At 65.9% G+C, this 25,844-nt stretch carries 21 protein-coding genes; 6 read left to right on the plus strand and 15 right to left on the minus strand.

Annotated elements, in window-relative coordinates; all coding sequences use genetic code 11:
• Window positions 1-12: 12 nt before the first annotated feature.
• Window positions 13-1,398 (minus strand): glycine--tRNA ligase, encoded by a 1,386-nt coding sequence (locus tag JDV75_RS06445; RefSeq protein ID WP_198738383.1) that lies wholly within the window; start codon window positions 1,396-1,398, stop codon window positions 13-15.
• A gap of 313 nt (window positions 1,399-1,711) precedes the next feature.
• Here JDV75_RS06445 and JDV75_RS06450 point away from each other — a divergent pair, with 313 nt between their 5' ends.
• A complete protein-coding gene (locus JDV75_RS06450) occupies window positions 1,712-2,155 on the plus strand; it encodes a Fur family transcriptional regulator (RefSeq protein ID WP_198738384.1) in 444 nt (147 codons plus the stop codon).
• A gap of 27 nt (window positions 2,156-2,182) precedes the next feature.
• Here the strand turns inward: JDV75_RS06450 and JDV75_RS06455 are convergent, their stop codons facing one another.
• The 9 genes from JDV75_RS06455 to dnaJ form a co-directional block, all read right to left on the minus strand.
• Window positions 2,183-3,298 (minus strand): VIT1/CCC1 transporter family protein, encoded by a 1,116-nt coding sequence (locus JDV75_RS06455; RefSeq protein WP_198738385.1) that lies wholly within the window; start codon window positions 3,296-3,298, stop codon window positions 2,183-2,185.
• The gene (locus tag JDV75_RS06460) at window positions 3,299-4,030 is read right to left on the minus strand and encodes an isoprenyl transferase (protein WP_248095393.1); all 732 of its coding nucleotides are present in this window, start codon (window positions 4,028-4,030) and stop codon (window positions 3,299-3,301) included.
• A gap of 63 nt (window positions 4,031-4,093) precedes the next feature.
• Complete coding sequence (gene recO, locus JDV75_RS06465) at window positions 4,094-4,861, minus strand: DNA repair protein RecO (RefSeq protein WP_198738387.1); 768 nt, start codon at window positions 4,859-4,861, stop codon at window positions 4,094-4,096.
• Between the two features lies 1 nt (window position 4,862).
• Window positions 4,863-5,783 carry a GTPase Era gene (gene era / locus JDV75_RS06470; protein WP_198738388.1) on the minus strand — a complete coding sequence of 307 codons (921 nt, stop codon included), beginning with the start codon at window positions 5,781-5,783 and terminating at the stop codon, window positions 4,863-4,865.
• Between the two features lie 146 nt (window positions 5,784-5,929).
• Window positions 5,930-7,252, minus strand: coding sequence for a CNNM domain-containing protein (locus tag JDV75_RS06475; RefSeq protein WP_198738389.1), 1,323 nt, complete (start codon window positions 7,250-7,252; stop codon window positions 5,930-5,932).
• A gap of 2 nt (window positions 7,253-7,254) precedes the next feature.
• Window positions 7,255-7,860: an rRNA maturation RNase YbeY gene (ybeY, locus tag JDV75_RS06480; RefSeq protein ID WP_198738390.1), complete on the minus strand. Its 606-nt coding sequence runs from the start codon at window positions 7,858-7,860 to the stop codon at window positions 7,255-7,257.
• Window positions 7,860-8,846 (minus strand): PhoH family protein, encoded by a 987-nt coding sequence (locus JDV75_RS06485; protein WP_248095744.1) that lies wholly within the window; start codon window positions 8,844-8,846, stop codon window positions 7,860-7,862. The genes ybeY and JDV75_RS06485 overlap by 1 nt, the downstream gene beginning before the upstream one ends.
• A gap of 88 nt (window positions 8,847-8,934) precedes the next feature.
• Window positions 8,935-9,714, minus strand: a complete 780-nt coding sequence (locus tag JDV75_RS06490) for a 16S rRNA (uracil(1498)-N(3))-methyltransferase (protein WP_198738392.1) — start codon at window positions 9,712-9,714, stop codon at window positions 8,935-8,937.
• Complete coding sequence (gene dnaJ, locus JDV75_RS06495; protein WP_198738393.1) at window positions 9,711-10,847, minus strand: molecular chaperone DnaJ; 1,137 nt, start codon at window positions 10,845-10,847, stop codon at window positions 9,711-9,713. Before dnaJ ends, JDV75_RS06490 begins: the two co-directional genes overlap by 4 nt.
• Window positions 10,848-11,138: 291 nt before the next feature.
• Between dnaJ and JDV75_RS06500 the strand changes: the two genes are divergently transcribed.
• Window positions 11,139-11,342: a hypothetical protein gene (locus tag JDV75_RS06500; RefSeq protein ID WP_198738394.1), complete on the plus strand. Its 204-nt coding sequence runs from the start codon at window positions 11,139-11,141 to the stop codon at window positions 11,340-11,342.
• Between the two features lie 171 nt (window positions 11,343-11,513).
• Here the strand turns inward: JDV75_RS06500 and hrcA are convergent, their stop codons facing one another.
• A complete protein-coding gene (gene hrcA, locus JDV75_RS06505) occupies window positions 11,514-12,542 on the minus strand; it encodes a heat-inducible transcriptional repressor HrcA (RefSeq protein WP_198738395.1) in 1,029 nt (342 codons plus the stop codon).
• Between the two features lie 213 nt (window positions 12,543-12,755).
• On the opposite strand from hrcA, the gene JDV75_RS06510 reads away from it, so the two are divergent.
• From JDV75_RS06510 to JDV75_RS06520, 3 genes are read left to right on the plus strand one after another with little or no spacing between them, the layout of a single operon-like run.
• On the plus strand, window positions 12,756-14,420 hold the full coding sequence (locus tag JDV75_RS06510) for an efflux RND transporter periplasmic adaptor subunit (RefSeq protein WP_198738396.1): 1,665 nt from the start codon (window positions 12,756-12,758) through the stop codon (window positions 14,418-14,420).
• Window positions 14,417-15,109 carry an ABC transporter ATP-binding protein gene (locus JDV75_RS06515; RefSeq protein WP_232958190.1) on the plus strand — a complete coding sequence of 231 codons (693 nt, stop codon included), beginning with the start codon at window positions 14,417-14,419 and terminating at the stop codon, window positions 15,107-15,109. The genes JDV75_RS06510 and JDV75_RS06515 overlap by 4 nt, the downstream gene beginning before the upstream one ends.
• Window positions 15,106-16,380 carry an ABC transporter permease gene (locus JDV75_RS06520; RefSeq protein WP_198738397.1) on the plus strand — a complete coding sequence of 425 codons (1,275 nt, stop codon included), beginning with the start codon at window positions 15,106-15,108 and terminating at the stop codon, window positions 16,378-16,380. Before JDV75_RS06515 ends, JDV75_RS06520 begins: the two co-directional genes overlap by 4 nt.
• 25 nt (window positions 16,381-16,405) lie before the next feature.
• Here the strand turns inward: JDV75_RS06520 and hemW are convergent, their stop codons facing one another.
• The 3 genes from hemW to JDV75_RS06535 form a co-directional block, all read right to left on the minus strand.
• A complete protein-coding gene (gene hemW, locus JDV75_RS06525; RefSeq protein WP_198738398.1) occupies window positions 16,406-17,584 on the minus strand; it encodes a radical SAM family heme chaperone HemW in 1,179 nt (392 codons plus the stop codon).
• Window positions 17,581-18,282 carry a hypothetical protein gene (locus JDV75_RS06530; protein ID WP_198738399.1) on the minus strand — a complete coding sequence of 234 codons (702 nt, stop codon included), beginning with the start codon at window positions 18,280-18,282 and terminating at the stop codon, window positions 17,581-17,583. The genes hemW and JDV75_RS06530 overlap by 4 nt, the downstream gene beginning before the upstream one ends.
• Before the next feature lie 204 nt (window positions 18,283-18,486).
• Complete coding sequence (locus JDV75_RS06535; protein ID WP_198738400.1) at window positions 18,487-20,316, minus strand: AMP-binding protein; 1,830 nt, start codon at window positions 20,314-20,316, stop codon at window positions 18,487-18,489.
• 194 nt (window positions 20,317-20,510) lie between these two features.
• On the opposite strand from JDV75_RS06535, the gene malQ reads away from it, so the two are divergent.
• Window positions 20,511-22,673, plus strand: a complete 2,163-nt coding sequence (gene malQ, locus JDV75_RS06540) for a 4-alpha-glucanotransferase (protein ID WP_198738401.1) — start codon at window positions 20,511-20,513, stop codon at window positions 22,671-22,673.
• Window positions 22,674-22,929: 256 nt separating this feature from the next.
• Here malQ and JDV75_RS06545 read toward each other — a convergent pair whose 3' ends face one another.
• Complete coding sequence (locus JDV75_RS06545) at window positions 22,930-23,223, minus strand: hypothetical protein (RefSeq protein WP_198738402.1); 294 nt, start codon at window positions 23,221-23,223, stop codon at window positions 22,930-22,932.
• Between the last annotated feature and the right edge of the window lie 2,621 nt (window positions 23,224-25,844).

The raw sequence follows: 25,844 nt of genomic DNA on the forward strand, positions 1-25,844 counted from the left end.
CTGAGGGAGGTTTCAGCAGCCGATCAGGCGAGCGGCGAGGTAGCTCTCCAGCTCGTCGATGGCGACCCGCTCCTGCTCCATCGTGTCACGCTCACGGACGGTGACCGCGTTGTCCTCGAGGGTGTCGAAGTCGACCGTGACGCAGAACGGGGTGCCGATCTCGTCCTGGCGCCGGTAACGACGTCCGATGGCGCCGGAGGTGTCGTACTCGATGTTCCAGTGCTGGCGGAGCGTCTCGGCGACCTTCTCCGCGGTCGGGGTGAGCGTGTCCTTCTTGGACAACGGCAGCACCGCGACCTTGACCGGCGCGAGGCGACGGTCGAGCTTCAGCACGACGCGCTTGTCCACGCCGCCCTTGGAGTTCGGGGCCTCATCCTCGTGGTAGGCGTCGACGAGGAACGCCATCATGGACCGGCCGAGACCGGCTGCGGGCTCGATGACGTAGGGGGTCCAGCGCTCTCCGGATTCCTGGTCGAAGAAGGAGAGGTCCTCGCCCGAGCCCTTCGCGTGGGTGGACAGGTCGAAGTCGGTGCGGTTTGCGACGCCCTCGAGCTCGCCCCACTTGCCGTTCGCGAAGTGGAACGCGTACTCCACGTCCACGGTGCGCTTGGAGTAGTGCGAGAGCTTCTCCTGCGGGTGCTCGTAGAGGCGCAGGTTCTCCGGGTCGATACCGAGGTCGACGTACCAGTTGAACCGGTGGTCGATCCAGTACTGGTGCCATTCCTCGTCCTCGCCGGGTTTGACGAAGAACTCCATCTCCATCTGCTCGAACTCGCGGGTCCGGAAGATGAAGTTGCCCGGGGTGATCTCGTTGCGGAAGGACTTGCCGATCTGCGCGATACCGAACGGCGGCTTCATCCGTGCCGAGGTCATGACGTTCTTGAAGTTGACGAAGATGCCCTGTGCGGTCTCCGGGCGCAGGTAGTGCAGCCCCTCCTCGTCGTCGACGGGGCCGAGGAACGTCTTGAGCATGCCGGAGAATTCGCGGGGTTCGGTCCAGTTGCCGGGCTGACCGGTCTCGGGGTCATTGATGTCGGCGAGGCCGTTTGCCGGCGGGTGTCCGTGCTTCTCCTCGTAGGCCTCCAGCAGGTGATCGGCACGGTAGCGCTTGTGGGTGTGGAGTGACTCCACGAGCGGGTCGGTGAACACCTCCAGGTGGCCGGAGGAGACCCACACCTGGCGGGGCAGGATGACCGAGGAATCCAGGCCGACGACATCGGGGCGCGAGGTGACCATCGACCGCCACCACTGCTTCTTGATGTTCTCCTTCAGCTCGACACCGAGCGGGCCGTAGTCCCACGCGGAGCGGGTACCGCCGTAGATCTCGCCGCAGGGGTAGACCAGTCCGCGTCGCTTACAGAGATTCACGACGGTTTCGATGGTGGTTTTCTGTGCCACGGTTCTTCAGTACTCCTAAAGGGAAGATTTACGGTTCGTTGGTGCTCGGTGACGTCGATGACGGGGTGTTTTCCCCCGCACCGGTCGCAGACCAGTCTAACCCGCGGCGCCGGACGCTCAGGTTGGGCCCGGGGTTTTCCCCTGCGGATCACCCCGTGGTGTGTCGGTAGGTACGGGATACCGGAGGACACGGACGCGGTATCATGGGGAAAACAGGCTGTCCCGCGCCGTCACATTCCGGCGACAGGGGGTTCCCATCCACCCCCTGAATGCGGGACCACCCATCACACACCCTGCAGGAAGGACCCCGCACATGTCCGCCAATCAGGACTCGACAATCCCGAAGCTGGGTGTACGCAGCACCCGCCAGCGCGCAGCGGTGGTCGAGGTGCTCCGCGATCTGGACACCTTCGCGTCCGCAAAGACCATCCACCGCGAACTCGGTGAGCGTCACCACAAGGTCGGGTTGACCACGGTCTACCGGACCCTGCAGTCCCTCGCCGACATCCACGCGGTCGACGTCCTGCACATGGCGACCGGAGAGTCCCTCTACCGGCACTGCGACACCGAGGCGCACCACCACCACCTGGTCTGCACCGAGTGCGGTCACACGATCGAGATCGAGGGCGGACCGGTGGAGAAGTGGGCACTGGAGGAGTCCCGCCGCAACGACTTCCAGCTCACCGGCCACACCGCCGAGGTGTTCGGCGTGTGCGCGGTCTGCCGTGCCGGACGGAGCACCGGCACGGAAAGCTGACGGGCCGGGATGTCGGCGTCAGTCAGCTCAGACCACGACGCCGAGCACGTTGCCCAGGCCGAACGTGACCGCCGCGGCACCGAGGCCGACACCAAGTTGAACCACTGCCTTACGGATGGGCGGCACCCCGGACAGCAGGCCGACGATGGAACCGGTGCACAGTAGGGCGATCCCGACGAGAACGCAGGAGATCACCGCGGCCGTCAGGGTGGACAGCCCGAAGAAGAACGGCACGCACGGGATCAGGGCGCCGGAGGCGAAGAACAGGAAACTGTGCACCGCGGCGGACGTCCCGGACCCCACGACCTCCGGATCGGTGGGCGCGGCACCGACCGGCACCGTGGAGATCGCCTCCCGTTCCACGGGGCGGTTCGCCCGGATACCGGCGAACACCGCCGCGGCCTTCGCCTTCGCCTCCCCGCCGCTCATGCCGCGCGCACGGTAGACCAGCTCGAGTTCATTGGCGTTCACGTCCAGCTGCGGCAACTGCGCGGAGGCCATCGGATCGGCGGTCGAGGCCTCGAGGAGGTCCCGCTGCGAGGACACCGAGATGTACTCTCCGGCCGCCATGGACAGTGCCCCGGCGAGCAGGCCCGTCAACCCGGTCATCACGATCACGCCGTTGCTCGTCACGGCCCCCACGACGCCGAGGACGAGCGCGAGATTGCTGACCAGGCCGTCGTTCATCCCGAACACGGCGGCCCGGAAGTTGCCGGAGATCTGTTCCCGTCCACGCGCGGCCAGGCCCCGCACGACCTCGGCGTGGATGCACTCGTCGGCGGTCATCTGGTCCGTGGCGTCCTCGTCGTCGAGGTACGGGGTGCGCTGCTCGGCGGACTGCATGAGGGCGAGGGTGAACACGCTGCCGAAGCGACGCGCGAGGAAACCCATAAGCAGGGTGGAGTAGTCGGGGCGCCGCGGCATGCCGACGTGATTGCCCAGCAGCGTGCGCCAGTGTTCCTCGTGCCGCGCCTCGGCGTCCGCCAGGCAGAGGAGGATGTCTCGCTCCTCGCCGGTCTTGTGCAGGGCGAGCTCGCGGTAGACCGCGGCCTCCGCCCGTTCATTGGCCAGATAGCGCTGCCACCGCTTGATCTGTGCGCGGGTAGGTTCCCCGACCACCGTTTTCCCGGTGTGCTCCGTCATCTATCTGACCCCTCCGAACCGCCGGTCCCGGTGGGCGTACTCGACCACCGCATCGTAGAGATCCCGCGGAGTGAAATCGGGGAAGAGTTTGTCCTGGTAGACCATCTCGGCGTAGGCGGACTGCCAGAGCAGAAAGTTCGACGTCCGCTTCTCCCCCGACGGGCGGAGAAACAGATCGACGTCGGGCATGTCCGGCTCGTCGAGGAAGTTCGGGAACGTCGCCTCGGTGACCTGGTCCGGGCGGAGCCGTCCCGCCGCCGCCTCCACGGCGATCTGCCGGGCGGCGTCGATGATCTCCGCGCGGCCGCCGTAGTTCACGCACATCGCGAGCGTCATCGTCGTGTTGTCCTTCGTCAGTTCCTCAGCGGCCTCCAGCTCGCGGATCACCGAACGCCACAGGCGTGGCCGACGTCCGACCCACCGGACACGCACCCCCTTGGCGTGCAGACCGTCCCGCTGCCGCCGCAGGACATCGCGGTTGAAGCCCATGAGGAAGCGGACCTCATCGGTGGAACGCCGCCAGTTCTCCGTGGAGAACGCGTACGCGGACAGGTACGGGACGCCGAGGGCGATGCAGGCGTCCACGATGTCGAGAAGAACGGCCTCTCCCCTGCGGTGACCCTCGGTACGCTTCATTCCCCGTTCCGTCGCCCAGCGGCCGTTGCCGTCCATCACCAGTGCGATGTGCTTCGGGAGGAACTCGGCGGGGATATCGGGCGGAGTGGTGTTCACAGTCACCGCTCCATTGTGCCACCCGCCCCCGTCCCGGGAAACCACCCCGGCCCCACCCTCGGTTCAGCCCTGATCGAGCAGATCCAGGGAGCGGACCCGGTGCTCCAGGTGCCACTGGAGATGCGCGCGCACGAGCTGGTGCGCCTGGCCTGCGAAATCGGTGAACATCCCGTCACCGGACCGCTCGGAGGAGGCCCGCGCCTCATCCACCGCCGCCCACGATCCGTGGGTGAGCCACCACATGAGCCGGAGCACCGCCTCGTCGGGCGTCGCCGCCCCGGGTGGCCTGCAGGTTCCGCACACCGCTCCCCCGGCCGCGGGGTGAAAGGCGTGGTGGGGGCCGGGACGGCCACACTGCGCGCAGTCGAACAGGCTCGGCGCCCACCCGGCGTGACCCATCGCGCGGAGCAGGAATGAGTCGAGTTCGACCGTCGGATCAGGGGCGGTGCGCAGACGGCCCAGCGTCGCGGCGCTGGCGTCGAAGAGCCAGGGGTCATCGCCGGATTCGGCCACCGCGAGGCGTTCGGCGGATTCGAGGACCGCGCACGCGCAGGTGTAGCGGGTGTAATCCTCGATGAGCCCGGCACCGTGGTAGGCCACGGTGTCCGCGCCGGTGATGCTGTGCAGGTTCCGCCCCGGGTACAGCTGCACGTCCAGCTCGACGAAGGGTTGGAGGCGGGACCCGAACCGGGATCTGGTGCGCCGTACCCCTTTCGCGACACAGCGAACCAGGCCGTTCCCGCGGGTCAGGAGGACGACGACGCGGTCGGCCTCCCCGAAGTCGTGGGTCCGCACCACGAGCGCCCGGTCGCGGAAGCTCGGTGCGCGCATCCTAGAAACCGAGGCGGCCGAGCGCCTTCGGATCCGACTGCCAGTTCTTCAGCACCTTGATCCGCAGATCGAGGTAGATGTTCTGGCCGATCAGCTCGATGATCTCCTTGCGGGAGTTGTGGATGATCCGCCCCAGTCGGCGGCCGTCCTTGCCGATGATGATGTCCTTCTGGCCGGGACGTTCCACGTAGAGGACCGCGTGGATGTCGAGGACGTCGGGGCGCTCCTCGTTGGGTAGGACCTCGTCGATCTCGACGGCGACCGAGTGCGGCAGCTCGTCCTTCAGGCCGGCGAGCGCGGCCTCTCGGATCAGTTCCGACATGCGTGTGTTGCGGTCGTCATCGGTGACGTGATCGTCCGGGTAGAACTTCGGCCCCTCCGGGAGCACACCGGTCAGGACGTCGACGAGGACATCGAGCTGTTCACCGGACTGGGCGGAGACCGGGATTACCTCGCAGTCACCGCCGAGCATCTCGTGCAGTGCCATCAACTGTACGGCGACGGAATCCCGGGAGACCTTGTCCACCTTGGTCACGATCCCGACGATCGTGGTCTTCGGGGCGACCTTCTTCACCGCGTCCAGGATCCACCGGTCACCGGGTCCGATCTTCTCGTCGGCCGGCACGGTGATGCCGATGACGTCGACGTCCGAATAGGTCTCCTTGACCATCTCGTTCAACCGCTCCCCCAGCAGCGTTCGCGGACGGTGCAGGCCCGGCGTGTCCACGACGATGATCTGGGCACCGGGACGGTGCACGATGCCGCGGATCGGGTGTCGCGTTGTCTCCGGTTGGTTGGCGGTGATGGCGATCTTCTCGCCCACCAGTGCGTTCGTCAGGGTCGACTTGCCCGTGTTGGGCCGCCCCACGAAGCTGACGAAACCGGAGCGGAAACCCTCGGGGGTGTCGGTGAATGAAGTCAACGTTGTTCTAGTCCTCCACGGAGCCGGACGGCCCCGGATTGTCGGTAGGTGATGCTGCTGGTTCCGGCCACCCCGTATGGTGGGGCGGGCGGTTCCGGATGATCTCCCATGGTACCCCGTGGGAGCGCCGTGACCGCGGAGTACGCTCAGCGGACGTCGGCGCTGCCGGTCACCGGATCGAGGACAGTGACGATGACGGACTTCACCCGCATCCTGCCCCGCCGGTCCCGGCCCCCCTCTGCAGTCAGTTCCAGACCGCAGGTGCGCACCGAGGCGCCGGGCAGCGGCACCCGGCCGAGATCGTAGGCGATGAGCCCGCTGACGGTCTCCACCTGGTCGGTGATGTCCTCGCCGAACTCCAACTCGATGTCGAGATCCTCGTCGACGAGATCGGTGAGATCCTCGAGAGTGAGCCGCGAGACGACGCGATAGCGGCCCGGGGCCAGCCGCTCGATGGGGGCGATCTCCTCGGAGTCGTACTCGTCGGCGATCTCGCCGACGATCTCCTCGAGGATGTCCTCGATGGAGATCAGCCCCGCGATACCGCCGTACTCGTCGACGAGCAGCGCGATGTGGATGCGGTTGAGCTGCATCTCCCGGAGCAGATCGTCGAGGTTCTTGGAGTCCGGGACGAACGTCACCGGGCGCATGACGTCCTCGACACTCACGCTCCGGCCGTTGTCGCTCGACGAGTACGTCCTCTGGACGAGATCCTTGAGGTAGACGACACCGACGATGTCGTCGACGTTCTCGCCGACCACCGGGATGCGGGAGAGCCCGGAGCGCACGCACAGTGCGGTCGCCTGACCGGCCGTCTTGTCCGATTCGATCCAGATCATCTCCGGCCGGGGGACCATGACACTGCGGGCGGTGGTCGACGCGAGATCGAACACCGACTGGATCATGCGGCGCTCGCCGATCTCCACGATGCCGTGCTCCTGGGCGATGTCGACCATCTCCCGGAGCTCCACCTCGGTGTTGAACGGGCCGTCGCGGAAGCCCGCCCCGGGGGCGAGGATGTTGCCGAACCAGATCAGCACCTTGGTCACCGGCCCGAGCAGGTGCGCCAGCACGGAGAGCACGAGAGCCGACTTGAGGGACACCGTGTACGGGTTCTGGCGGCCGATGGTGCGGGAGTAGACCCCGACCACGACGTAGGTGACGAGGGTGAGAACCGCGATCGCCGCCGCCAGCGCCCAGCCCCGGGAATCGATCAGCTGGAACGCGAGCGCACCGGTGCACACCGCCGCGGTCGACTCGAGCAGTGTCCGGAGGAGCACGAGGAGGTTTATGTGGTCGGCCCGGCGGTCCACGACCTGGAGCAGCTTCCCCGCGCCCGGGCGTTCGTCCTTGACGAGTTCCTCGACGCGGGCGCGGGAGATCGACGACACCGCCGATTCGACTGATCCGAGCGCGCCGGAGGTGACCAGGGCAGCGACCGCCCCGAGCGCCAGTATGACTGGGTTCACGGTCAGTTCTTCTCCGTCGTGTCCGGCTCGGCGATCACGGGGATCGTGCCGTCCGGATTCAGATGGTCGAGAGCCTCCCGGTCCGACGCGGTCGGGAACGCCCCCGGTCCCGAGGGCTTCGGCTGGTAGTGGACGCCGCGGGACTCCAGGTCGTCGTACCAGTCGGCCAGGATCTCATTCTGCAGCGCGAACATCTCCCGCTCCTGATCGGCCTCGACGTGATCGTAGCCGAGAAGGTGCAGGACCCCGTGGACGGTGAGCAGGGACAGCTCGTGCCCGAGACTGTGTCCCGCGCGGGTCGCCTGGCCCTCGGCGAACTCGGGGCACAGCACTATGTCCCCGAGCATCGCGGGGCCCGGCTCCGCGGCGTCGGGACGCCCTGAACCGGGGGTGAGTTCATCCATCGGGAAGCTCATAACGTCGGTGGGCCCCGGCAGATCCAGCCAACGCTCATGAAGTTCAGCGATGACGTCGGGGTCGACGATGTGCAGGGAGCACTCCGCCTGCGGGTGCACGTCCATGCGGGACAGCGCGTAGCCGCAGACGTCGATGAGCATCTCCTCGTTCACGTCCCCGTAGGCGGCCTCGTTGAAAACCTCGGGCCCCATCAGAAAGCCTGTCCCTTCGTCTCGGTGTTCTCCCAGTCGTCGTAGGCGTCGACGATGCGGGCGACCAGCTGGTGTCTCACCACGTCCTCACTCGTCAGTTCGGAGAAGTGCACGCCCTCGACGCCCCGGAGGATGTGGCGGACCAGCCGCAGGCCCGACCGCTGTCCACCGGGCAGGTCGACCTGGGTGATGTCCCCGGTGACGACCATCTTCGACCCGAATCCGAGCCGGGTGAGGAACATCTTCATCTGGGCGGGGGTGGTGTTCTGCGCCTCGTCGAGGATGACGAACGCGTCGTTGAGTGTGCGCCCCCGCATGTAGGCCAGGGGCGCGACCTCGATGACCCCGGCCTCCATGAGCTTCGGGATCACCTCGGGTTCGACCATGTCGCGCAACGCATCGTGCAGCGGACGCAGGTAGGGGTCGATCTTCTCGTTGAGGGTGCCCGGCAGAAAACCGAGCTTCTCGCCCGCCTCGACCGCCGGACGGGTGAGGATGATGCGGCTGACCTGCTTGGTTTGCAGCGCCTGCACGGCCTTGGCCATGGCGAGGTAGGTCTTGCCGGAACCGGCGGGGCCGAGACCGAAGACGATGGTGTTGTCGTCGATCGCGTCGACGTACTCCTTCTGCCCCAGCGACTTCGCCCGGATCACCTTGCCGCGGCGGGCGATGATGTCGCTGGCGAGAACGCTCGCGACGGACTGCGGCGCTTCGCTGGTGATGAGGTTTACGGCGTGCTTCACGGCGGTGGGACTGATGTGCCCGCCCCGGCGGGCGGTGGCCTGCAGTTCGTCGAGCACCCGGCGGGCGCGGGACACCTCGTGGGCCGGGCCGGTCAGGGTGACCGTGTTTCCGCGGACGAAGATGTCGCAGTCGACGTACTTCTCCAGCGTCTTCAGGTTTCCGTCGGTGGTACCGAGCACGCTCTGCACGAGCGCCGGGTCGATGTCGAAGGTCTCGGAGACACTCTGGTCGGTGTTGTAGATGGCCACGTGCGGGGCTTCGCCTACTTTCGGGAAGATGTTCGGTGGATCTGGGAGGCCGGTGCCGTGACCGGCGGACTCATGGTGGACCTTACCAGCGGGAGCTGGACACCCCGATCGCGGCGAGCGCGGACAGGGCCGCGGTCGCGGTGCGCAGAACCTCCGGGCTCAGCCGGACCGGAGTCGCACCTGCGGCGGTGAAGCGCTCCACCTCCGCCGGGGAGATGCCGCCCTCGGGGCCGATGACGAGGACCACAGAACCGGCGTCAGACCAGTTGACGGTCCTGAACGCCACCGCTGATTCCTCGTGCAGCAGGACAGCTTCCCCGCCGGCCGCGACGGTGTCCCGGATGAGCTTCTCCACGTCACCGCCATCGGCCAGGCCCGGGATCCGCGGGACATCGGTGCGCCGGGACTGCTTGGCCGCGGCCACGGCGGCGGAGCGCCACTTGCCGAGTGCCTTGTCGCGTTTGGCTCCCGTCCAGCGCGCGATGCAGCGCTCGGCCTGCCAGGGGATGATGGCGTCCGCACCGCCCTGGCACGCCAGGTCGACGGCCAGTTCGGCGCGGTCGGATTTCGGGATCGCCTGGACGACGGTGACCCGGGGGTTGCGCACCGTGGGCGCCAGCGTCTCCTCGACGGTGAGGATCATGGTGTCCCTGCCCGCGGTCTCCCGCACGGTGCACCGCACGGCGCTGCCACGGCCGTCAGCCAGGACGAGCTCATCGCCACTGCCGAGGCGTCGCACGCTGACTGCGTGTCGGGCTTCGGGACCGGTGACGGTGACCGTTTCCCCGGGACCGGGCAGTGGAGCCGGGTCCCCGCCCGTAAGCACGGCGTCGAGATCGGCGAGGAATACGGGGAGGGTCATCGCCGGAATCGGTTGCGGAGCCGACTGAACAGGGTCTCCTGACCGTCGCCCTCGCGGTTGACCTGGGCTGAATCGTCCCGGTGGTCGCGGAGCTTCTCGAGGAGGGTGCGGGAGCGGTCATCCAGTTCACGGGGAACGAAGACATCGAGGTGGGCGACGAGATCGCCGGCCCCCTCGGCGCGCAGCCGTGGCATGCCGGATCCGGCGAGCCGGATCCGGTCACCGGGCTGGGAACCGGCGGGCAGGGTGATGGTCAGCGACTCACCGGTGAGGGTTTCCGTACGGACCTCCGTTCCGAGGGCGGCGTCGACCATCGGTACCCGGACGGTGAGGTGGAGATCGTCACCGTCCCGGCTGAACACGGGGTGCCGCTGCACGGAGATCTCGACGTAGAGGTCACCGGCGGGACCACCACCGGGGCCGACCTCCCCCTGGCCGGCCATCCGGATGCGCATGCCGTCGTCGATACCCGCGGGCACGGTGACGACGAGATCACGGCGCGCCTTGCAGCGCCCCTCCCCGTGACACCGGTTGCAGGGGTCCTGGATGACGTCGCCCGTCCCCTGGCAGCTCGGGCAGGGGCGGGAGGTCATCACGTTCCCGAGGAAGCTGCGCTGCATCTCCTGCAGCTCACCGGTACCGGAGCACGTCTGACACGGCACGGGCTTGGCCCCTGACGCGGAGCCGGAACCTGAGCACTCCTCACAGAGCACCGCGGTGTCGACGGTGATCTCCTTCCGGACGCCGACGAAAGCCTCCTCGAGGGTGATCCGGGTACGCAGGAGTGCATCGGCACCGGGTTGAACGCGGGACCGGGGGCCGCGACCGCCGCCGCCACCGCCGAAGAAGGCGTCGAAGATGTCGCCGAAGCCGCCGCCACCGAAGCCGCCACCGTAGCCGCCGCCACCGCCACCCTGCTCGGCGGGGTCACCACCGAGGTCGACGATGCGGCGCTTCTCCGGGTCCGTCAGGATCTCGTAGGCGAGGGACACTTCCCGGAACTTCTCCGCGGCCTCCTCACCCGGATTGACGTCCGGGTGGTACTTGCGGGCGAGCTTGCGGTAGGCCTTCTTGATCTCCGAGTCCGATGCGGAACGGTCGACGCCCAGAATGCCGTAGTAGTCACGAGCCACGTTGTCTGATACTTCCTTCTGTCACCGACCGAATCGCGGCCGGAATGAGGGTCTTGGGTGCGTGTTCGGGAGCGGGGACAGCCCCCGCATTCCCTCCATAGTAGTGAGCGTCCGGCGCTTCCCCCAAGCGGGTACCGGGTTCCCGGTATCTGGACCGCTTCCTGCGGTGGGCGCGGCGGACACAGGCACTCGTCCGGTCACGCGGGCGCCGCTACAATCGCGGACACGATGTGAACGCGGACACAGTTCCCGTATCCGACACATGAGTCCGACCACCCGGAGGTAGCTGACATGCACGACGCCCGACACTTCTACGTCTCGCTGGCACTCATGTCCCTGGCACTGCTGTTCGCACTGTCCGGGCCCACCGCTTGGACTGTACTGCTCCTGGTGGTGCTCATCTGCTGGTCCGTCTGGGTGCAGTTCGCCACGGACAACATCAACGCCCGGAAGGGCAGGAAGTCGACACCGGGCAGGAAACCGCGGGTGCGCTGAGCAGGACGGGCATTCCCCACGGCCCCGGGCCCCTCCCCGACTCGAGACCTCCGGACGACGCACGGAGTGTCGTTCGCCTGCGGGCAAAATGCGGGATGGGCGGCCTCCTGCGGGAGGCACAGGGGCGCCGGACGGGCTGTTGACGGACCCGGTTCGGGGTGTTTTCCGCAGTCAGTTGCCGCCGAGCACCCGGGAGACGTAGCGGGCGACCGCCTGCACCTTGGCGATGGTGCCCGGATAATCCATGTAGGTGGGACCGACGACCCCCATCCCTCCGAAGGTGGCTCCGGTCGCGCCGTAGCCGGTGCTGACGATGGAGGCGCCACGAAGTTGATCGTCCTGGTTCTCCTCACCGATGCTCACGTGCACCGCACCGTGCGCCGTCACGCCGGACAGCAGCCGGAGCACGACGACCTGCTCTTCCAGGGCGTCGAGGACCGTGGGCAGCCCGGCGGGGAAATCCCCGGTCACGCGGGAGAGGTTGGACGCACCAGCGAGAACCATCCGCTCGCTGGGCGCCTCGACGAGGGTCTCGATCAGCGTGGTGGACGCCCGGATCACCGCGGTCCGGATGTCGGAAGGGGCGTTCGCCGCGAGATCCGCCATCGAGACCGACGCGTCACTCAGCGTCTTGCACACCAGCGCCTGGTTGAGGACGTCCCGGAGTCGGGCGACCTGGTCGGCGGTCAGCTCAATGTCGGTGTCGACGTTGCGCTGGTCGACCCGGCCGGTGTCGGTGATCAGGACGAGCAGGATCCGGGAGGGGGTGAGCTGCACGACCTCACAGTGACGGACCCGGGAGACGTTCAGGGTCGGCAGCTGTGCGACGGCGGCCTGCCGGGTGAGCTGGCTGAGCAGCTGGACGCCGCGGCGCAGCACGTCCTCCAGGTCGACCCCGTCCTCGAGGAAGCTCTGGATCGCACGCCGCTCAACCGGGGAAAGAGGCTTGACCTCGTGGAGGGAATCGACGAAGAGACGGTAGCCCTTCTCGGTGGGGATCCGTCCGGAGCTGGCGTGCTGCTGCACGATGTAGCCCTCGGATTCGAGGACGGCCATGTCGTTGCGGATGGTGGCGGAGCTGACCCCGAGCCGGTGACGTTCGACCAGTGCCTTGGAGCCGACGGGTTCGTGGGAGGCGATGTAGTCGGCGACGATGGCGCGGAGTACCTCGGCGCGCCGCTGGTCGGTGGATCCGGCCATGTCCGCTCCTCTCCCCGGTGGTTTTTCGCCCGTGCCCACGGGGGCACGCCACCGGTCATCTTCCTCTGACCTTCCCAGTATAGGGCCCGGTACAGGCGCACAGCTTTCCCCCAGGCTTCTCCCGGGATCGTCCCGGGAACACCCCCTAGCGTGACACCGAAGTCGACCTGTGTGGGTCGCTGTACCCGAAAGACCGAAAGGCCCTGGTTCCAGATGTTACTTCAGTCCGTTCTCCACTTCACCCGCCAACGCCGCCTGTTCACCGGCGCGGCCGCAGCGTTGTGTCTGGCCGCCGCCGGTTGTGCCGGCGCCGGCGACGGCACGGTCCTGGCGGCACACGAGTACCGGACCGCCAATGTCGAGGACGTCAGCCGCGCGGTGCAGACCAGTGCGACGGTGGCGGCCGCGAGGACGGAGGCCGTCACCACTGCACTCACCGGCCCGCTCACCTCACTGTCGGTGACCGCCGGGGACCGGGTCGAGGAGGGCCAGCTGCTGGCGACGGTCGACGTCTCCTCCGTGCAAAGGGAACTCGAGAACCAGAAATCCCAGCAGGCCACGACGCTGACCTCGGAACTCAATTCGCTGGAACAGGCGGAGCAGAAGCACCGCCAGTACAAGGAGAGCCTGGATCAGTCGCTGAACCCCGAGGTGAACACCGCCCAGGCGGCACTCCGGACGGCGACGGCCGCGCACGAGGACGCTATCCGCGCATTCGAGACGAAGAAGTCCGATGCGGCCACCGGCAGGGATCCGCGCCTGGTGGAACAGGAGCGTGCCCTCGAACAGGCCCGCAACCAGGTGCTCAACGGTGAGATCAATCTCGCGCGTTCCGGGGTGGCGTCCGCGGCCGCGGCACTGCAGACGGAGCCGTCCGTAGACGGTGTCCAGCAGTCGGTGACCACCCACATCGGCACGGTGGAGGCGGCGACGGCACTGCAGAACTCGGTGAAGGACCTGAGAAACCGGCAGGAGGCCTACACGACCGCACTCCAGTCGGTGGACCGTGACCTGGCGGAGGCCCAGCGGCAGGTCGCCTCGACTTTCGAGGCCAAAAAGGAGGCCGCCGTGTCCGTCGAGTCGGCGAAGCTGACGGCCCGGCAGCAGCTGGATTCCCTGGCCAGTGGTGTGGAACAGGCCCGGCGCGCCGCCGATGTGGCACGGCAGTCGGTCGGCAGAGGCACCGACCATCTCACCCGGGACATCAACGCCAGTGAGATCCGCGCGCCGTTCACCGGTGTGGTGGTGACCGTGGGCTCCGAGATCGGCCGACCCGTCGCCGGCTCCGTGGTCACGCTCGCGGACGATTCCGGGATGATCCTGCGCACCGAGGTACCGGAGGTCGATGTCGCTGGTCTGAAGCCCGGTGCCGACGTCACATTCACGACCGCCGCCACCGGCGGAAAGACGTTCCACGGAAAGGTTTCGCGGGTGTCCCCCGTCGCCGGCGTCACCGCAGGTGGTCCGGCCGCCCAGCAGCAGGGTGCGGCGGGGGCGGCCGCCGCCCAGTCCTCCGGTGCGCAGCGTCCGACCTTCCCGGTGGAAATCACGATCGACGGGGACACGAAGGATCTCCGGATCGGCGGCAGCGCCCGTGCCCGGATCGTACTGGCCGCGGACAAGGGTGGCCTCGCGGTGCCGCGGGAGGCCGTGTTCGAGCGGAACGACGGCACGAAGGCGGTTCTCGTGGTCGCCGGAGCAGAGGGCCCGGGATCGAGGGGGACCGTGGAGGAGCGTCGCGTGGAGACCGGCACCGAGGGGGACGTCACCGTCGCCGTCACCGGTGGCGAGCTGAAGAAGGGCGAGACGGTGATCAGCCAGGGCTCGACCCGGCGGGATCTGCTGGGCACCACGGTGACCCTCGGGGAAGCGGCATGAGTCCGCTGGTGGAGATGCGGGACATCGTCAAGACGTACAACATCGGCACCGAGGGGGAACTGACGGTGCTCCCGGGGTGCGACTTCACCGTGGAGCACGGCGAGTTCGTCTCCGTGGTGGGGGCATCGGGTTCGGGCAAGTCGACGCTGATGAACATCATCGGGCTGCTCGACCGGCCCACGTCCGGCAGCTACAGTCTCGCCGGCGTCGACACGCAGAGCCTGGACAGCGATGCCCTGTCGGAGCACCGCAGCAGGTCGATCGGGTTCGTGTTCCAGAACTTCAACCTCATCGGCCGGATCAGCGCGCGGCGCAACGTCGAGATGCCGATGATGTACGCCGGCGTGCCCCGTGCGGAGCGTACGGAGCGGGCGGCCGAGCTCCTGGAGATGGTCGGCATGGGCGAGCGCATGGACCACCGCCCGAATGAACTGTCGGGCGGGCAGAAACAGCGTGTCGCGATCGCCCGCGCCCTGGCCAACGATCCGGAGTTCATTCTCGCCGACGAGCCGACCGGCGCCCTGGACTCGCACACCGGGCGCCTGGTCATGGACATGTTCCACGACCTGAACCGGAACCAGGGCAAGACCATCGTGTTCATCACCCACAATCCCGAACTCGCCGCGGAGACCACCCGCGTGGTCACCATGCGCGACGGCCGCATCTCCGAAGGGGACCTGCTCCAGTGAACTTCAACGAAGCCCTCCGCCTCGCGGTCGGCAGCATCGCCGGCAACAAGCTGCGGGCGCTGCTCACCCTCCTGGGCGTGATCATCGGCATCACCTCGGTCATCATCGTCCTGACCCTCGGTTCGTCGCTGAAGACGCAGCTGGTGAAGAGCCTCGCGGATTCCGGGGCGAACGACTACTCACTGCAGGTGGAGTCACGGACCGCCGAGGACGGTGATCCGCTGCTCTCCCCCACCCCGGTCCCCAACGCGTCGAAACTCACCCCCGAACTCCTCGACCGCCTGCGGACCAGGTTCTCCGGTCGACTCGCCGGGATCCCGATCGGTGAGGGCTCCGAGCACTCCGGGACCGTCAGTCCCACCGGACACCCCGAGACGTCGAAACGCGCCCGGATCAACGGGGTCAACCCCGATTTCATCACCATGAAAACGGCCGGGGTCACCGCGGGACGGTCCATCACGGACGACGACGTCACCGGCGCCCGGCCCGTCGCGGTGGTCTCACCGGAGCTCGTCACGGCGCTGTTCGCCGGGGACACGGCCGGGGTGCCCGGAAAATCCGTCGACGTCGAGACCACCAACGGTCGGATCATCTCACTGACGATCGTCGGCGTCACCGGCAGAGCGTCCGGTGGCGGGCTGTTCGGTGCCGGTGGAAGTGACTCACCGGTGATCTACATCCCCTGGTCCGTGGAGGATCGGCTGGGTGGTGACTCCGGCATGTGGAGCCGGGTGTCGGTGCGTCCGGTCTCCGGGATCGACGAGGAGTCCTTCCGCAGGGAGCTGTCGGAGTTCGCCGCCGCCGAGTACGCGACGGACCCGGACTTCACGGCGAAGGTCACCGACATGAAGAAGGACATCGACTCCTTCCGCCAGGTCATCGACTCCCTGAGCATCGGGCTGTCCGTCATCGCCGGCATCTCCCTGCTCGTCGGTGGTATCGGCGTCATGAACATCATGCTGGTCACGGTCACCGAACGGACCAGGGAGATCGGTATCCGGAAGGCCCTCGGGGCCCGGAACCGCGACATCCGGATGCAGTTCCTGGTGGAGGCCATGATCATCTGCCTGTTCGGCGGCGTGATCGGTGTGTTGCTCGGTACGGCGCTCGGTGTGACGGGTGCGAAGCTCATGGGCACGCTGGTGTTCCCGCCCGTCGCGGGCGTGCTGTTCTCGCTGGGGTTCTCGGTGGCTATCGGTGGCTTCTTCGGGTTCTACCCCGCGGCCCGTGCCGCCCGGCTCAACCCCATCGAGGCGTTGCGCCACGAGTGATCGCGGAGCGGTTGACCCGGGTGGTTCAGTCCTCGGCGACGAGGATGTCCGCGATGATGCCGTCGGCGAGCAGTCTCCCGGAATCGGTGAGAGCCAGACTGCGGGGCCCGGGCCCGCGGTCGATCCAGCGCAGCAGACCGGAGTCGACGTAACCGGCGATCACCCGCTCGGAACCGGGACGCAGATCGGCCTCGGCGACACCGTCGCGCAGGCGGAGACCGAGCATGAGTTTCTCGGTGTGCCGGTCAGCGTCGGACAGTTGCTCCGAGTCCTTCACCGGAAGCTCCCCACGGGCGCACGCGGCAGCGTAGGTACGTGGGTGTTTGACGTTGAAGAAACGGACCCCGCCCAGGTGGGAGTGGGCGCCGGGGCCGGCGCCCCACCAGTCGCCGTCGCGCCAGTAGCCGATGTTGTGTCGGCATTCCCCACCGGGGCGGGCCCAGTTGGAGACCTCGTACCAGTCGAATCCGGCACCACGCAGGGTGTGGTCGATGAGCTGGTAGCGGTCGGCGAGCACATCCTCGTCGGGCGCGGGCAGCAGCCCCTTGTTCACCTTGCGGGCCATGGCGGTGCCGTCCTCGACGATCAGCGAGTAGGCGGAGACGTGGTCGACCTCGGCTGACAGGACGGCGTCGAGGGTGGCGCGCATGTCGTCATCTGTCTCGGTGGGGGTGCCGTAGATCATGTCGAGGTTGACGTGCTCGAAGCCTGCGGCCCGGGCCTCACGCGCCGCGGCGATGGGGCGGCCCGGGGTGTGACGACGTTCGAGGACGGCCAGCACGTTGCCCGCCACGGACTGCATGCCCAGCGAGATGCGGGTGAATCCCGCGGTGCGCAAACGGTCGAAGAACTCCGGCGAGGTGGATTCCGGGTTGGATTCGGTGGTGATCTCCGCCCCCGGCCCCAGGCCGATGTGGTTCCGGACGCCGTCGAGGAGTCGGGTCAGACCGTCGGCCCCCAGCATGGACGGGGTACCACCGCCGACGAACACGGTCTCCGCGGGGCGGAGGACCCCGTCGCGGTCCATCCGCCGTGCGGCGAGCCGGAGCTCGATGTCGAGGGCGGCGAGGTAGCTCTCCGGGTCGGCACCGGTGCCGAGTTCGCCGGGGGTGTAGGTGTTGAAGTCGCAGTACCCGCACCGGCTGGCGCAGAAGGGTACGTGGACGTACACCCCGAAGGGCACCTCCGGGTCAACTCCGCTCACGAGGCGAAGCCACCGCCGTGTGCGCCCCGGTTCCGCGCGAGTTTGCGTGCGACCCTGGCGACGACGGCGTCGACACGGGCGCGCTCCAGCAGGAACGTCGGGGGGTTGCTGCCGCGCATGGTCCGGCAGTATGCGGGGTGCTGGCGGGCGACGGTGGTGAGCCAACCGTCGGCTGCGGCGTTGACGAGGGTCCGGGTGTGGGCGAACATCAGGGGCAGACTGACGGCATCCAGGTCATCGGCCGCGACGGCGGTCTGGTCGAGCACCCACTCGACGATGTCCCCGAGCTGCGCGACGACGTCCCGGGTGCGGGAGCACAGCGATTCACCGAGCTCCCGGACGATGACCGGCGTCCCGGACAGTGGATGGATGGTGGTCAGGGCGGTGGCGTCGAGGAGTTCGGGGCGTTCAACCTCCGGTGTCCGGGCGACCGCGCCGCGGACACTGACAGAACCGGAACGGATCCCGGAGGTGAGTGCCTGGCGGAGGCCGATGAGTTCGGCGACCGTGCGCCTGGAGTCCGTGCGGGCCTCGTCGATGATGAGTTCCAGTTCCGCATGGCAGTCGACGACGAGTTCCTCGTCGTAGTCCGCGATCGCCTGGGCGAGGTGCTCGATGTATTCCGCGACCTCGTCGCCGATGTTGTAGACCTCCTGGGTCAGCTCACGGTGGCGCAGCAGGGCGTCAGACTGTGGCAAGGCTGCTCCTCGGTGGGTCTGCCCGGAAAATCGGGAGGGTCGGTCAAGATCGGCGGGCCTCCGCGCGTGGCGGGTGCTCCGGTTACAGAACTCTAAGCGCATTCTTCGGTCTGGTGTGGGTGCCCCGCCGACGACACGCCCGCCACACCAATGTTACTGGTGTGACGGGTGTGATTTCGGGGGGTTGCTCCATCCCGGCGGTTCCTAGCGCTTGTACAGCTGACGGATCTCCTCGTTGAAACGCTGCGCCACGACGTTGCGCTTGATCTTCATCGTCGGCGTCAGCTCGTTCTCCTCCTCGGACAGATCCCGGTCCAGGATGTAGAACTTCTTGATCGCCTCGGCGTGGCTCACCGTCGAGTTGCAGTCGTTGATGGCGTCCTGGATCTCCGCGCGCAGCACCGGGTCGGTCACCATGTCCGCCACCGACTTCGACTCAGGGAAGTTACGCGTCAGCTTCCACCGACGGAACGCCTCCTCGTCGAGTGCGATAAGCACACCGACGAACGGCTTGCCGTCGCCGACGACGAGGGCCTGACTGATCAGCGGGTGGCTGCGCAGGCGGTCCTCCATCGGGCCGGGCGAGACGTTCTTGCCGCTCGCGGTGACGATGAGATCCTTCTTGCGGCCGGTGATCACCAGGTGCCCGGACTCGAGCAGCTCCCCCAGGTCACCCGTGTTGAACCAGCCGTCGTCGACGGACTCCTCGGTGGCTTCGTCGTTGTGCCAGTAGCCGTCGAAGACCATCTCGCCCTTGACGAGAATCTCCCCCTCCTCATTGACCCGGACCGCCATGCCGCCGATCGGGCGGCCGACCGAGCCGATGACGTTGTCCTCGAAGTTCACCGCCACGGCGGCGGTGGTCTCGGTCAGGCCGTAGCCCTCGTAGACCGTCACCCCGATCCCGCGGAAGAAGTGCGCCAGATCCGGGGTCATCGCCGACCCGCCGGAGATGCAGTACTTCACGCTCGCCCCCATCGCCTCGCGGATCTTCGAGTAGACGAGCTTGTCGAACGCCTTGTGCTTCAGACGCAGTGCCCGCGAGGGGCCTTCCTCAGTGTCCAGCGCCTTGGAGTAGTCCTGCGCGACCTTCTCCGCCTTGAGGAACATGGCCCCCTGGACGGGACCGTTGTCCTGGGCGTTCGCGGCGGCACCGTTGCGCACCTTCTCGAACACCCGCGGAACGCCGAGAATCAGGTTCGGACGCGCCCGCTGGAACTCGACCGAAAGCGTCGAGAAATCGGACCAGTGCGACTGGGTCGCCCCGGAGATCGTGATCGCGAGGCTCACCGCGCGGGAGAACACGTGCGCGAGCGGAAGGAACGTCAGTACCCGGGTCCCGGGCACCGCGATCGCACCCACCGGATGCGTCATCAGGGCGCGGGCCTCCGACAGCCAGTTGCGGTGCGTCAGCCGGCATCCCTTGGGACGCCCCGTCGTACCCGAGGTGTAGACCAGTGACGCGAGATCCGCCGACTTCGTGGCGGCGATCCGCTCCTCGACCGCGGCGTCCTCGATCGGACGCCCCTCGAACTTCAGGGTGTTGATCGCCGAGGCGTTGATCTCCAGGATCCGCCGCAACCGGGAGGTCGATCCCTTCAGGGACGGCGAACCGTCCGGCCCGAGTTCCAGATGCCGCATAAGCTCGGTGTGCTCGCGGGTCTCGGTCACGGCGAATACCGCCCCGGAGTCCTCGATGATCCACTGGACCTGGCTCAGCGACGACGAACCGTAGATCGGAACGCTCACCGCACCGGCCGCCCAGATCGCGAAGTCCAGCAACGCCCACTCGTAGCGGGTGTCGCTGAGCAGTGCGATGCGGTCCCCCTGCTTCACACCGTTCGCGATGAATCCCTTGGCGACCTCGTAGACCTCGTCCAGGAACTCCTTCGCGGTGACACTGACCCACTCGAAGTTCTGCGGCCGGGTGAACATCACCCCGTACGGACGCACCTTCACCAGGTCGATCAACGCCGTGAGACACGTCTCACCGGGTCCGATCTCGTACTTCGCGGGGGCTGAGTGTTCCTGCACTGATGATCCTTCCGCAGCGGTACGCCCGAATCACGGCCGAGAACCGTGGACGGGAACCCGCCGTCGATTGACTGTCTCTCCGGACGAATTTACCCGCTGCTCCCCGACAGCGGGCGGGCACCTCCGGCTCGGGCGCGTCTCCTGACGGGGTTGAGGGTGCGGTCGGACACGGCTGGATGGCAAGATGAGTGCCCGTGACCTACATCAATGAGCTGAAGTCCCTGGCAGACCTCCACGGGGTGGCGACCAGCTACCACACCGCCGCGGGGGAACTGGTCGAGGTGTCGGAAGATACCCTGACCAAGACCCTCGCCGCGCTCGGGGTGGACATCCTCCGCGGCGGGGACGAGCCAACCGCCGAATCCCTCGCCGCCGCGCGCCAGGCCCACCTGGACTCGCGATTCACCCGCCCGCTACCGCCCTGTGTCGTGGCGATCGCGGGACAACCCCACGAGTTCACCGTCCACGTACATGACGGTGAACCGGTCACAGTGACCATCACCCTCGAAGACGGAGCCACCGTCACCCCGCAGCAGGTGGACAACTTCGTCGAGGCCCGCACCATCGACGGCGTCACCTGGGGCGAAGCCAGCTTCGCCGTCCCCACCGACCTGCCGCTCGGCTGGCACACCCTGTCCATGGAATCCACCGGCGGAGTCAGCGGCTCGTGCCAACTCATCGTCACCCCCGCCCGTCTCAGCACCTCCGACAGGTACCTGCGCACCCCGGTCTCGGGTGTCATGGCGCAGCTCTACTCGACGCGGTCGCGGGACAGCTGGGGAATCGGCGATTTCGGTGACCTCCGCGACCTCGGGAGGTCACTGGCGAAGAACGCAGGCGCGGACTTCCTCCTCGTCAACCCGATGCACGCCGCGGAACCGTTCCCCCCGGTGGAGGACTCCCCCTACCTGCCGACGACGCGCCGGTTCACGAATCCGCTGTACATCCGCGTCGAGGACATCGACGAATACGGGCTTCTCTCCCCCGCCGACCGGGTCCGCATCGAGGACACGGCAGCGAAACTCAAGGCCGACAACACCTCACCCGGAGAGATCAGCCGGAACCCGATCTACACCGCGAAACTAGCGGCACTTCGGGAGATCTACGAGCTGCCGATGACCCCGTCCCGCGCCGAGGCGTTCACCACCTACCTGGAGAAGGAGGGCAGGGGGCTCGACGACTTCGCCACCTGGTGTGCCCGCCGCGAGCTCGAGGTTCTCGCCGCCGGCGGAACAGTTCCGGGCGTCGACACCGCCCAGGAACGCACCGTCGAAGAGGCTGCGGGCTTCTACCGCTGGCTGCAGTGGATCTGCGATGACCAGCTACAATCAGCACAGAAGGCCGCAACCGACGCAGGCATGTCCATCGGCGTGATGGCCGACCTCGCCGTCGGTGTGCACCCCGGCGGTGCCGACGCCGAGAACCTCTCCGACGTTCTCGTCCAGGCGGCATCCGTCGGTGCCCCGCCGGACGACTACAACCAGCAGGGCCAGGACTGGTCGCAGCCGCCGTGGCACCCCGAGCGGCTCGCCGAGTGCGGCTACGCCCCCTGGCGCGACATGCTCCGCACGGTCCTGCGTCACTCCGGGGGCATCCGGGTCGATCACGTCCTCGGGCTGTTCCGCCTCTGGTGGATCCCGCGCATGCAGCCCCCGACCACCGGCACCTACGTCCACTACGACTACGCGGCCCTCGTCGGCATCCTCGCTCTCGAGGCCGAGCGTGCCGGTGCGGTCGTCATCGGCGAGGACCTGGGAACCTTCGAACCGTGGGTGCAGGAGGTATTGGCGAGCCGGGGAATCATGGGCACCACGATCCTGTGGTTCGAGCACGATCCGGAGATCCCCGGCCCCCGCCGACAGGACCGTTACCGGGAACTCGCCCTGACATCGGTCACCACCCACGATCTCCCCCCGACCGCCGGAATGCTTCGCGGCGAACACATCCAGCTCCGCGAACGGCTCGGCCTGTTCACCACGGACCCGGCGGAGGAGGACCGCGGGGATCTCGCATGGCAGAACGAGGTTCTCACCCGCATCCAGGAACACGGCTGCTTCTCCGGTACCGCCGTCGAGGACCGCGCCTTCGATGGAGCGGCCCGCGGCGACCGGGGTCCGATCCGGGAACTGATCGTCGGGATGCACCGGTACATCGCCGGGACCCCGTCCGCGCTCGCGTGCACGTCACTGGTCGACATGGTCGGAGATGTCCGTGCACAGAACCAGCCCGGAACGACTCACGAGCTGTACCCGAACTGGTGTGTACCGCTCTGTGACGGATCCGGGAATGTGGTCCTCATCGAGGATCTTCCCGAGAACCCGTGGTTCCGGGCCGTGGCCGAGGCGTCGAAGCGCTGAACCCGGTAGAAGAGGGGCGGGGCCGTGGGGCCCCCGGGCCCCGCCCCTCTTCTACCTCGCTTCGTGAACGGCTAGATGAGCGTGACCAGCCAGCCGATGATCACGAGCAGGAGGAGCCCCACCAGGGCCAGCTTCACGCGGGAACGGCCGTAGTTGCGCTTCTTCTTCGGTGCCTGGTTACTCATAGCGGTTATCGGCCACTGCTTTCTCGTCTTTGCGTCCTCCCCGCCGTCAGGCGGTGCTGCCGACCCCCAGTCTAGTCCTCCGGAACCGCGGGTTCGGAGATGGAGACGATACGCACTCCGGTAGGGCCATGCACCTCCGGACGCGGGACGGTCCCGGCCGGTACGGCACCGCCGTCGCTGCGCCCGGGGATCCGCTCCAACGCGGCCGCGGCAGTGTTGACCACCTTCAGCAGCAGCGCCGCCAGCGGAACACAGATCAACAGCACCGCAACCATCACCAACGGCGTCTGGATCCACAACGGCGAGCCGGTGAGCCGCTGCCCGATCCAGTCGAGCACCCCGGTGATCGTCGCGTGAATGTCCATGATGCCGTGAGTCTAGTCAAGTAAAGGACAGACAGGAAACGGAAGAGATTACACGGGACCACTCTCACCCGCAATCACCCAGGCTCAGTTCTTCTTCAGATAAAGTCCGATTTAAGCACCGAAAAACCTAAAGGAATAGCTCTGCTCGCACACCGCGGTCTCCTACAAAAAGACAGCACAGATTTACCCCTATTCTAATACACTGAAATTAAGCGATAATTTCTAGGGATCTTTCCCCACATCTCGAAAACACCGCAATTAACGATCAGAAACCGGCACCCCAACAACCCTAAAAAGTCTTCCACACGACATCAGGAAGCTACTGATGAAGCCTCCGCACCGCCACTTCCGTCACACTGCAGACCGCACCCCCAAGGATCAAAGCGGGCAAAAATGGATAAACTACTGAAGACAAACATAATTTAAAGGAAACCGACAAAACCCCAAAAAAACGGGCTCCCGCGAAGCTACATTGCGGGAACCCGCCTTCCTCCAGTCTCCACATATAGAAACAACAGCATCAATGAAAGACCAGAGCGTTCAAACACTGCATTGACGGGAACCTGCTAAAAATCAAGAAACTCTCCGCCAGGACAGTAGAGGTGCTCTATGGCACTCGCAGAATCTAGCTGCACTGCCCGTAGCGGCAGTGATGATTCTTGAGGCCATGAACGACGGCCTCATTGCAGTAGGGACAACGGGGTTTTCCAGCGGCGACACATGCACAAGCCATTTTTTCTCTCCTAACAAGAAAAGGAACTATTTGAATGAGGCCCTGGAGGGATGGCCTCTAAAACGACCGTACCAGCAAAACATCTACCGCAGAAGGGGGAATCCCAAAAGGGGTAACCCGTTACGAACAACTAGAAAATGACAACCAATATCAATAGATCGAACACGTCAACAACATTTCAATCCAGGTGACTACATCATCGGTTTAAGCCAAACTGACCGACCATCCCCATCCGAAACCATGAAACATCCGTAGAAACTACTCGTTAAGGAAAACTCGGCCCAGTGCCTAATGCACCGACCAGATTGAGGACCCGGCAACCACTATCTCCGAAAACGATTTCGATTATCACAACACCGCCAATTCTGCCGTTATCAGCGATCCGATTCACTATCGACATACCAGACAGCGATCGATCAGCTCAATGGAGCACCCGCCTTAAACATCACCGTTGCCAACGACAGCAGCCGAAGAACAGACTATACGGCACCGCCCATCCTGTACCGCTCCCCGCGGATCCGTTCTGATCAAATCTCACGGCGCACAGCCCCCCCCTTCATCCAAACCACATCCCACCACCTGCATGTTCCAGATCGCTTCCGCGACGAACCACAGGTTGACGACAAGATGGATTCCTGCATATCCCCACTGACCACCACGTCAGATGGCGACCTACCCTATGCGGCGATTTAAAGACGGGGCATCATTGACGAGGACAAAACCTCCGAAGATCTTGGGAGAAACGTGGTTACCAAGCCCACAAAAACAGATGTTCTCGGCTCATATTGGAAAATCAGGGACATCCAGAAATACAGCGGAATTGCAGTATCCTCGACAATGAAGCAATGGATCGGGGGCGGCGAATTTCCACTGTATCGAAGTGGGCGTGTACGCCACCATCCACATGACGCCGTGCCCCCTACACTTCGCCCTAGCTGCTTCACTCTTTGAATAAACCACGTCATCTGCGATCCCGGCGGGCATTTGACAAGTGCTCCGCAATTGGCCGAGCCAACCCTACAGCAAGAATACGGATCGACAGAAATAGGAATAGAAAAGGGTATTTCCCGATTAAACGATGCATTTTCGGACTCAGAAATGCGATCCCCGAAACAACGACGGAACAACTTGCGCGTGCGTCCCGGTTTCGCAGCGCCACCACGGGGAGCCCAATATTAAACGAATAATCGGTAGACGGCACTCACGCCCGATCCTTCACCTTTAACAGGTATGCAACCGAGTGGAATTGCGCCACAGAACCCTACTACGGGGAAGCAGGTAGCGACAGGACCACCACCCAAACCATCAGAAAATTTGCCTAATAATCCTCCCAGGCCGACGCTGCATGGACCATGGTGCCGCAGAAATAGTACATGGGTGAGGCTGAAGGCATTGCCCCAGGTAGGCCGGGAGATTCCACAGGGGATTCTCGGCATCACCCAATCTTTCCCGCGGATCCGATCTTTGCGTTTACAACAGTAGAGACCTATCGCCGTTGGAAGGAAGTGTAGGCACCTATATATTTGATTAAAAGAATACAAGCGGACCAACCAAAAGGCCGCAACCGCGTCTCATGGCTCTAGCTATTCCGGGCACTGTACTACGGGAGCATTGCTCCGAAAACAGCCAATTTACGGAGCGGTATAGTTTCTATGGCGACATATATCTGTACAACTGGGATCCTCGATCACCAGATTCTACACTACCTGAAGTGCAAGCCGCTTTTCGGCGACGCTTCACTGAATTAAGTAAACAAAGACCGAAACTTTTTTGCTGTTACGAAGACGACATCGCGAAGCGCACTGGCGTAGAATTAAACCTAACCGCCAACCACCGGCACAGAAGGTAAAAGGCCAGTCTGGAGAACCGAGGACGTAGAGCAATCGCA

The organism is Corynebacterium meridianum, assembly GCF_016342265.1.
Lineage (GTDB): Bacteria > Actinomycetota > Actinomycetes > Mycobacteriales > Mycobacteriaceae > Corynebacterium > Corynebacterium meridianum.

What these genes read in the sequence shown, in the direction of transcription:
- recO (WP_198738387.1), bottom strand. Translation starts at nt 4,861, where the DNA reads ATGCGCGCACCGAGCTTCCGCGACCGGGCGCTCGTGGTGCGGACCCAC.
- JDV75_RS06490 (WP_198738392.1), bottom strand. Translation starts at nt 9,714, where the DNA reads ATGACCCTCCCCGTATTCCTCGCCGATCTCGACGCCGTGCTTACGGGC.
- JDV75_RS06450 (WP_198738384.1), top strand. Translation starts at nt 1,712, where the DNA reads ATGTCCGCCAATCAGGACTCGACAATCCCGAAGCTGGGTGTACGCAGC.
- ybeY (WP_198738390.1), bottom strand. Translation starts at nt 7,860, where the DNA reads ATGGGGCCCGAGGTTTTCAACGAGGCCGCCTACGGGGACGTGAACGAG.
- hrcA (WP_198738395.1), bottom strand. Translation starts at nt 12,542, where the DNA reads ATGGCCGGATCCACCGACCAGCGGCGCGCCGAGGTACTCCGCGCCATC.
- JDV75_RS06500 (WP_198738394.1), top strand. Translation starts at nt 11,139, where the DNA reads ATGCACGACGCCCGACACTTCTACGTCTCGCTGGCACTCATGTCCCTG.
- JDV75_RS06455 (WP_198738385.1), bottom strand. Translation starts at nt 3,298, where the DNA reads ATGACGGAGCACACCGGGAAAACGGTGGTCGGGGAACCTACCCGCGCA.
- JDV75_RS06515 (WP_232958190.1), top strand. Translation starts at nt 14,417, where the DNA reads ATGAGTCCGCTGGTGGAGATGCGGGACATCGTCAAGACGTACAACATC.
- JDV75_RS06510 (WP_198738396.1), top strand. Translation starts at nt 12,756, where the DNA reads ATGTTACTTCAGTCCGTTCTCCACTTCACCCGCCAACGCCGCCTGTTC.
- JDV75_RS06545 (WP_198738402.1), bottom strand. Translation starts at nt 23,223, where the DNA reads ATGGACATTCACGCGACGATCACCGGGGTGCTCGACTGGATCGGGCAG.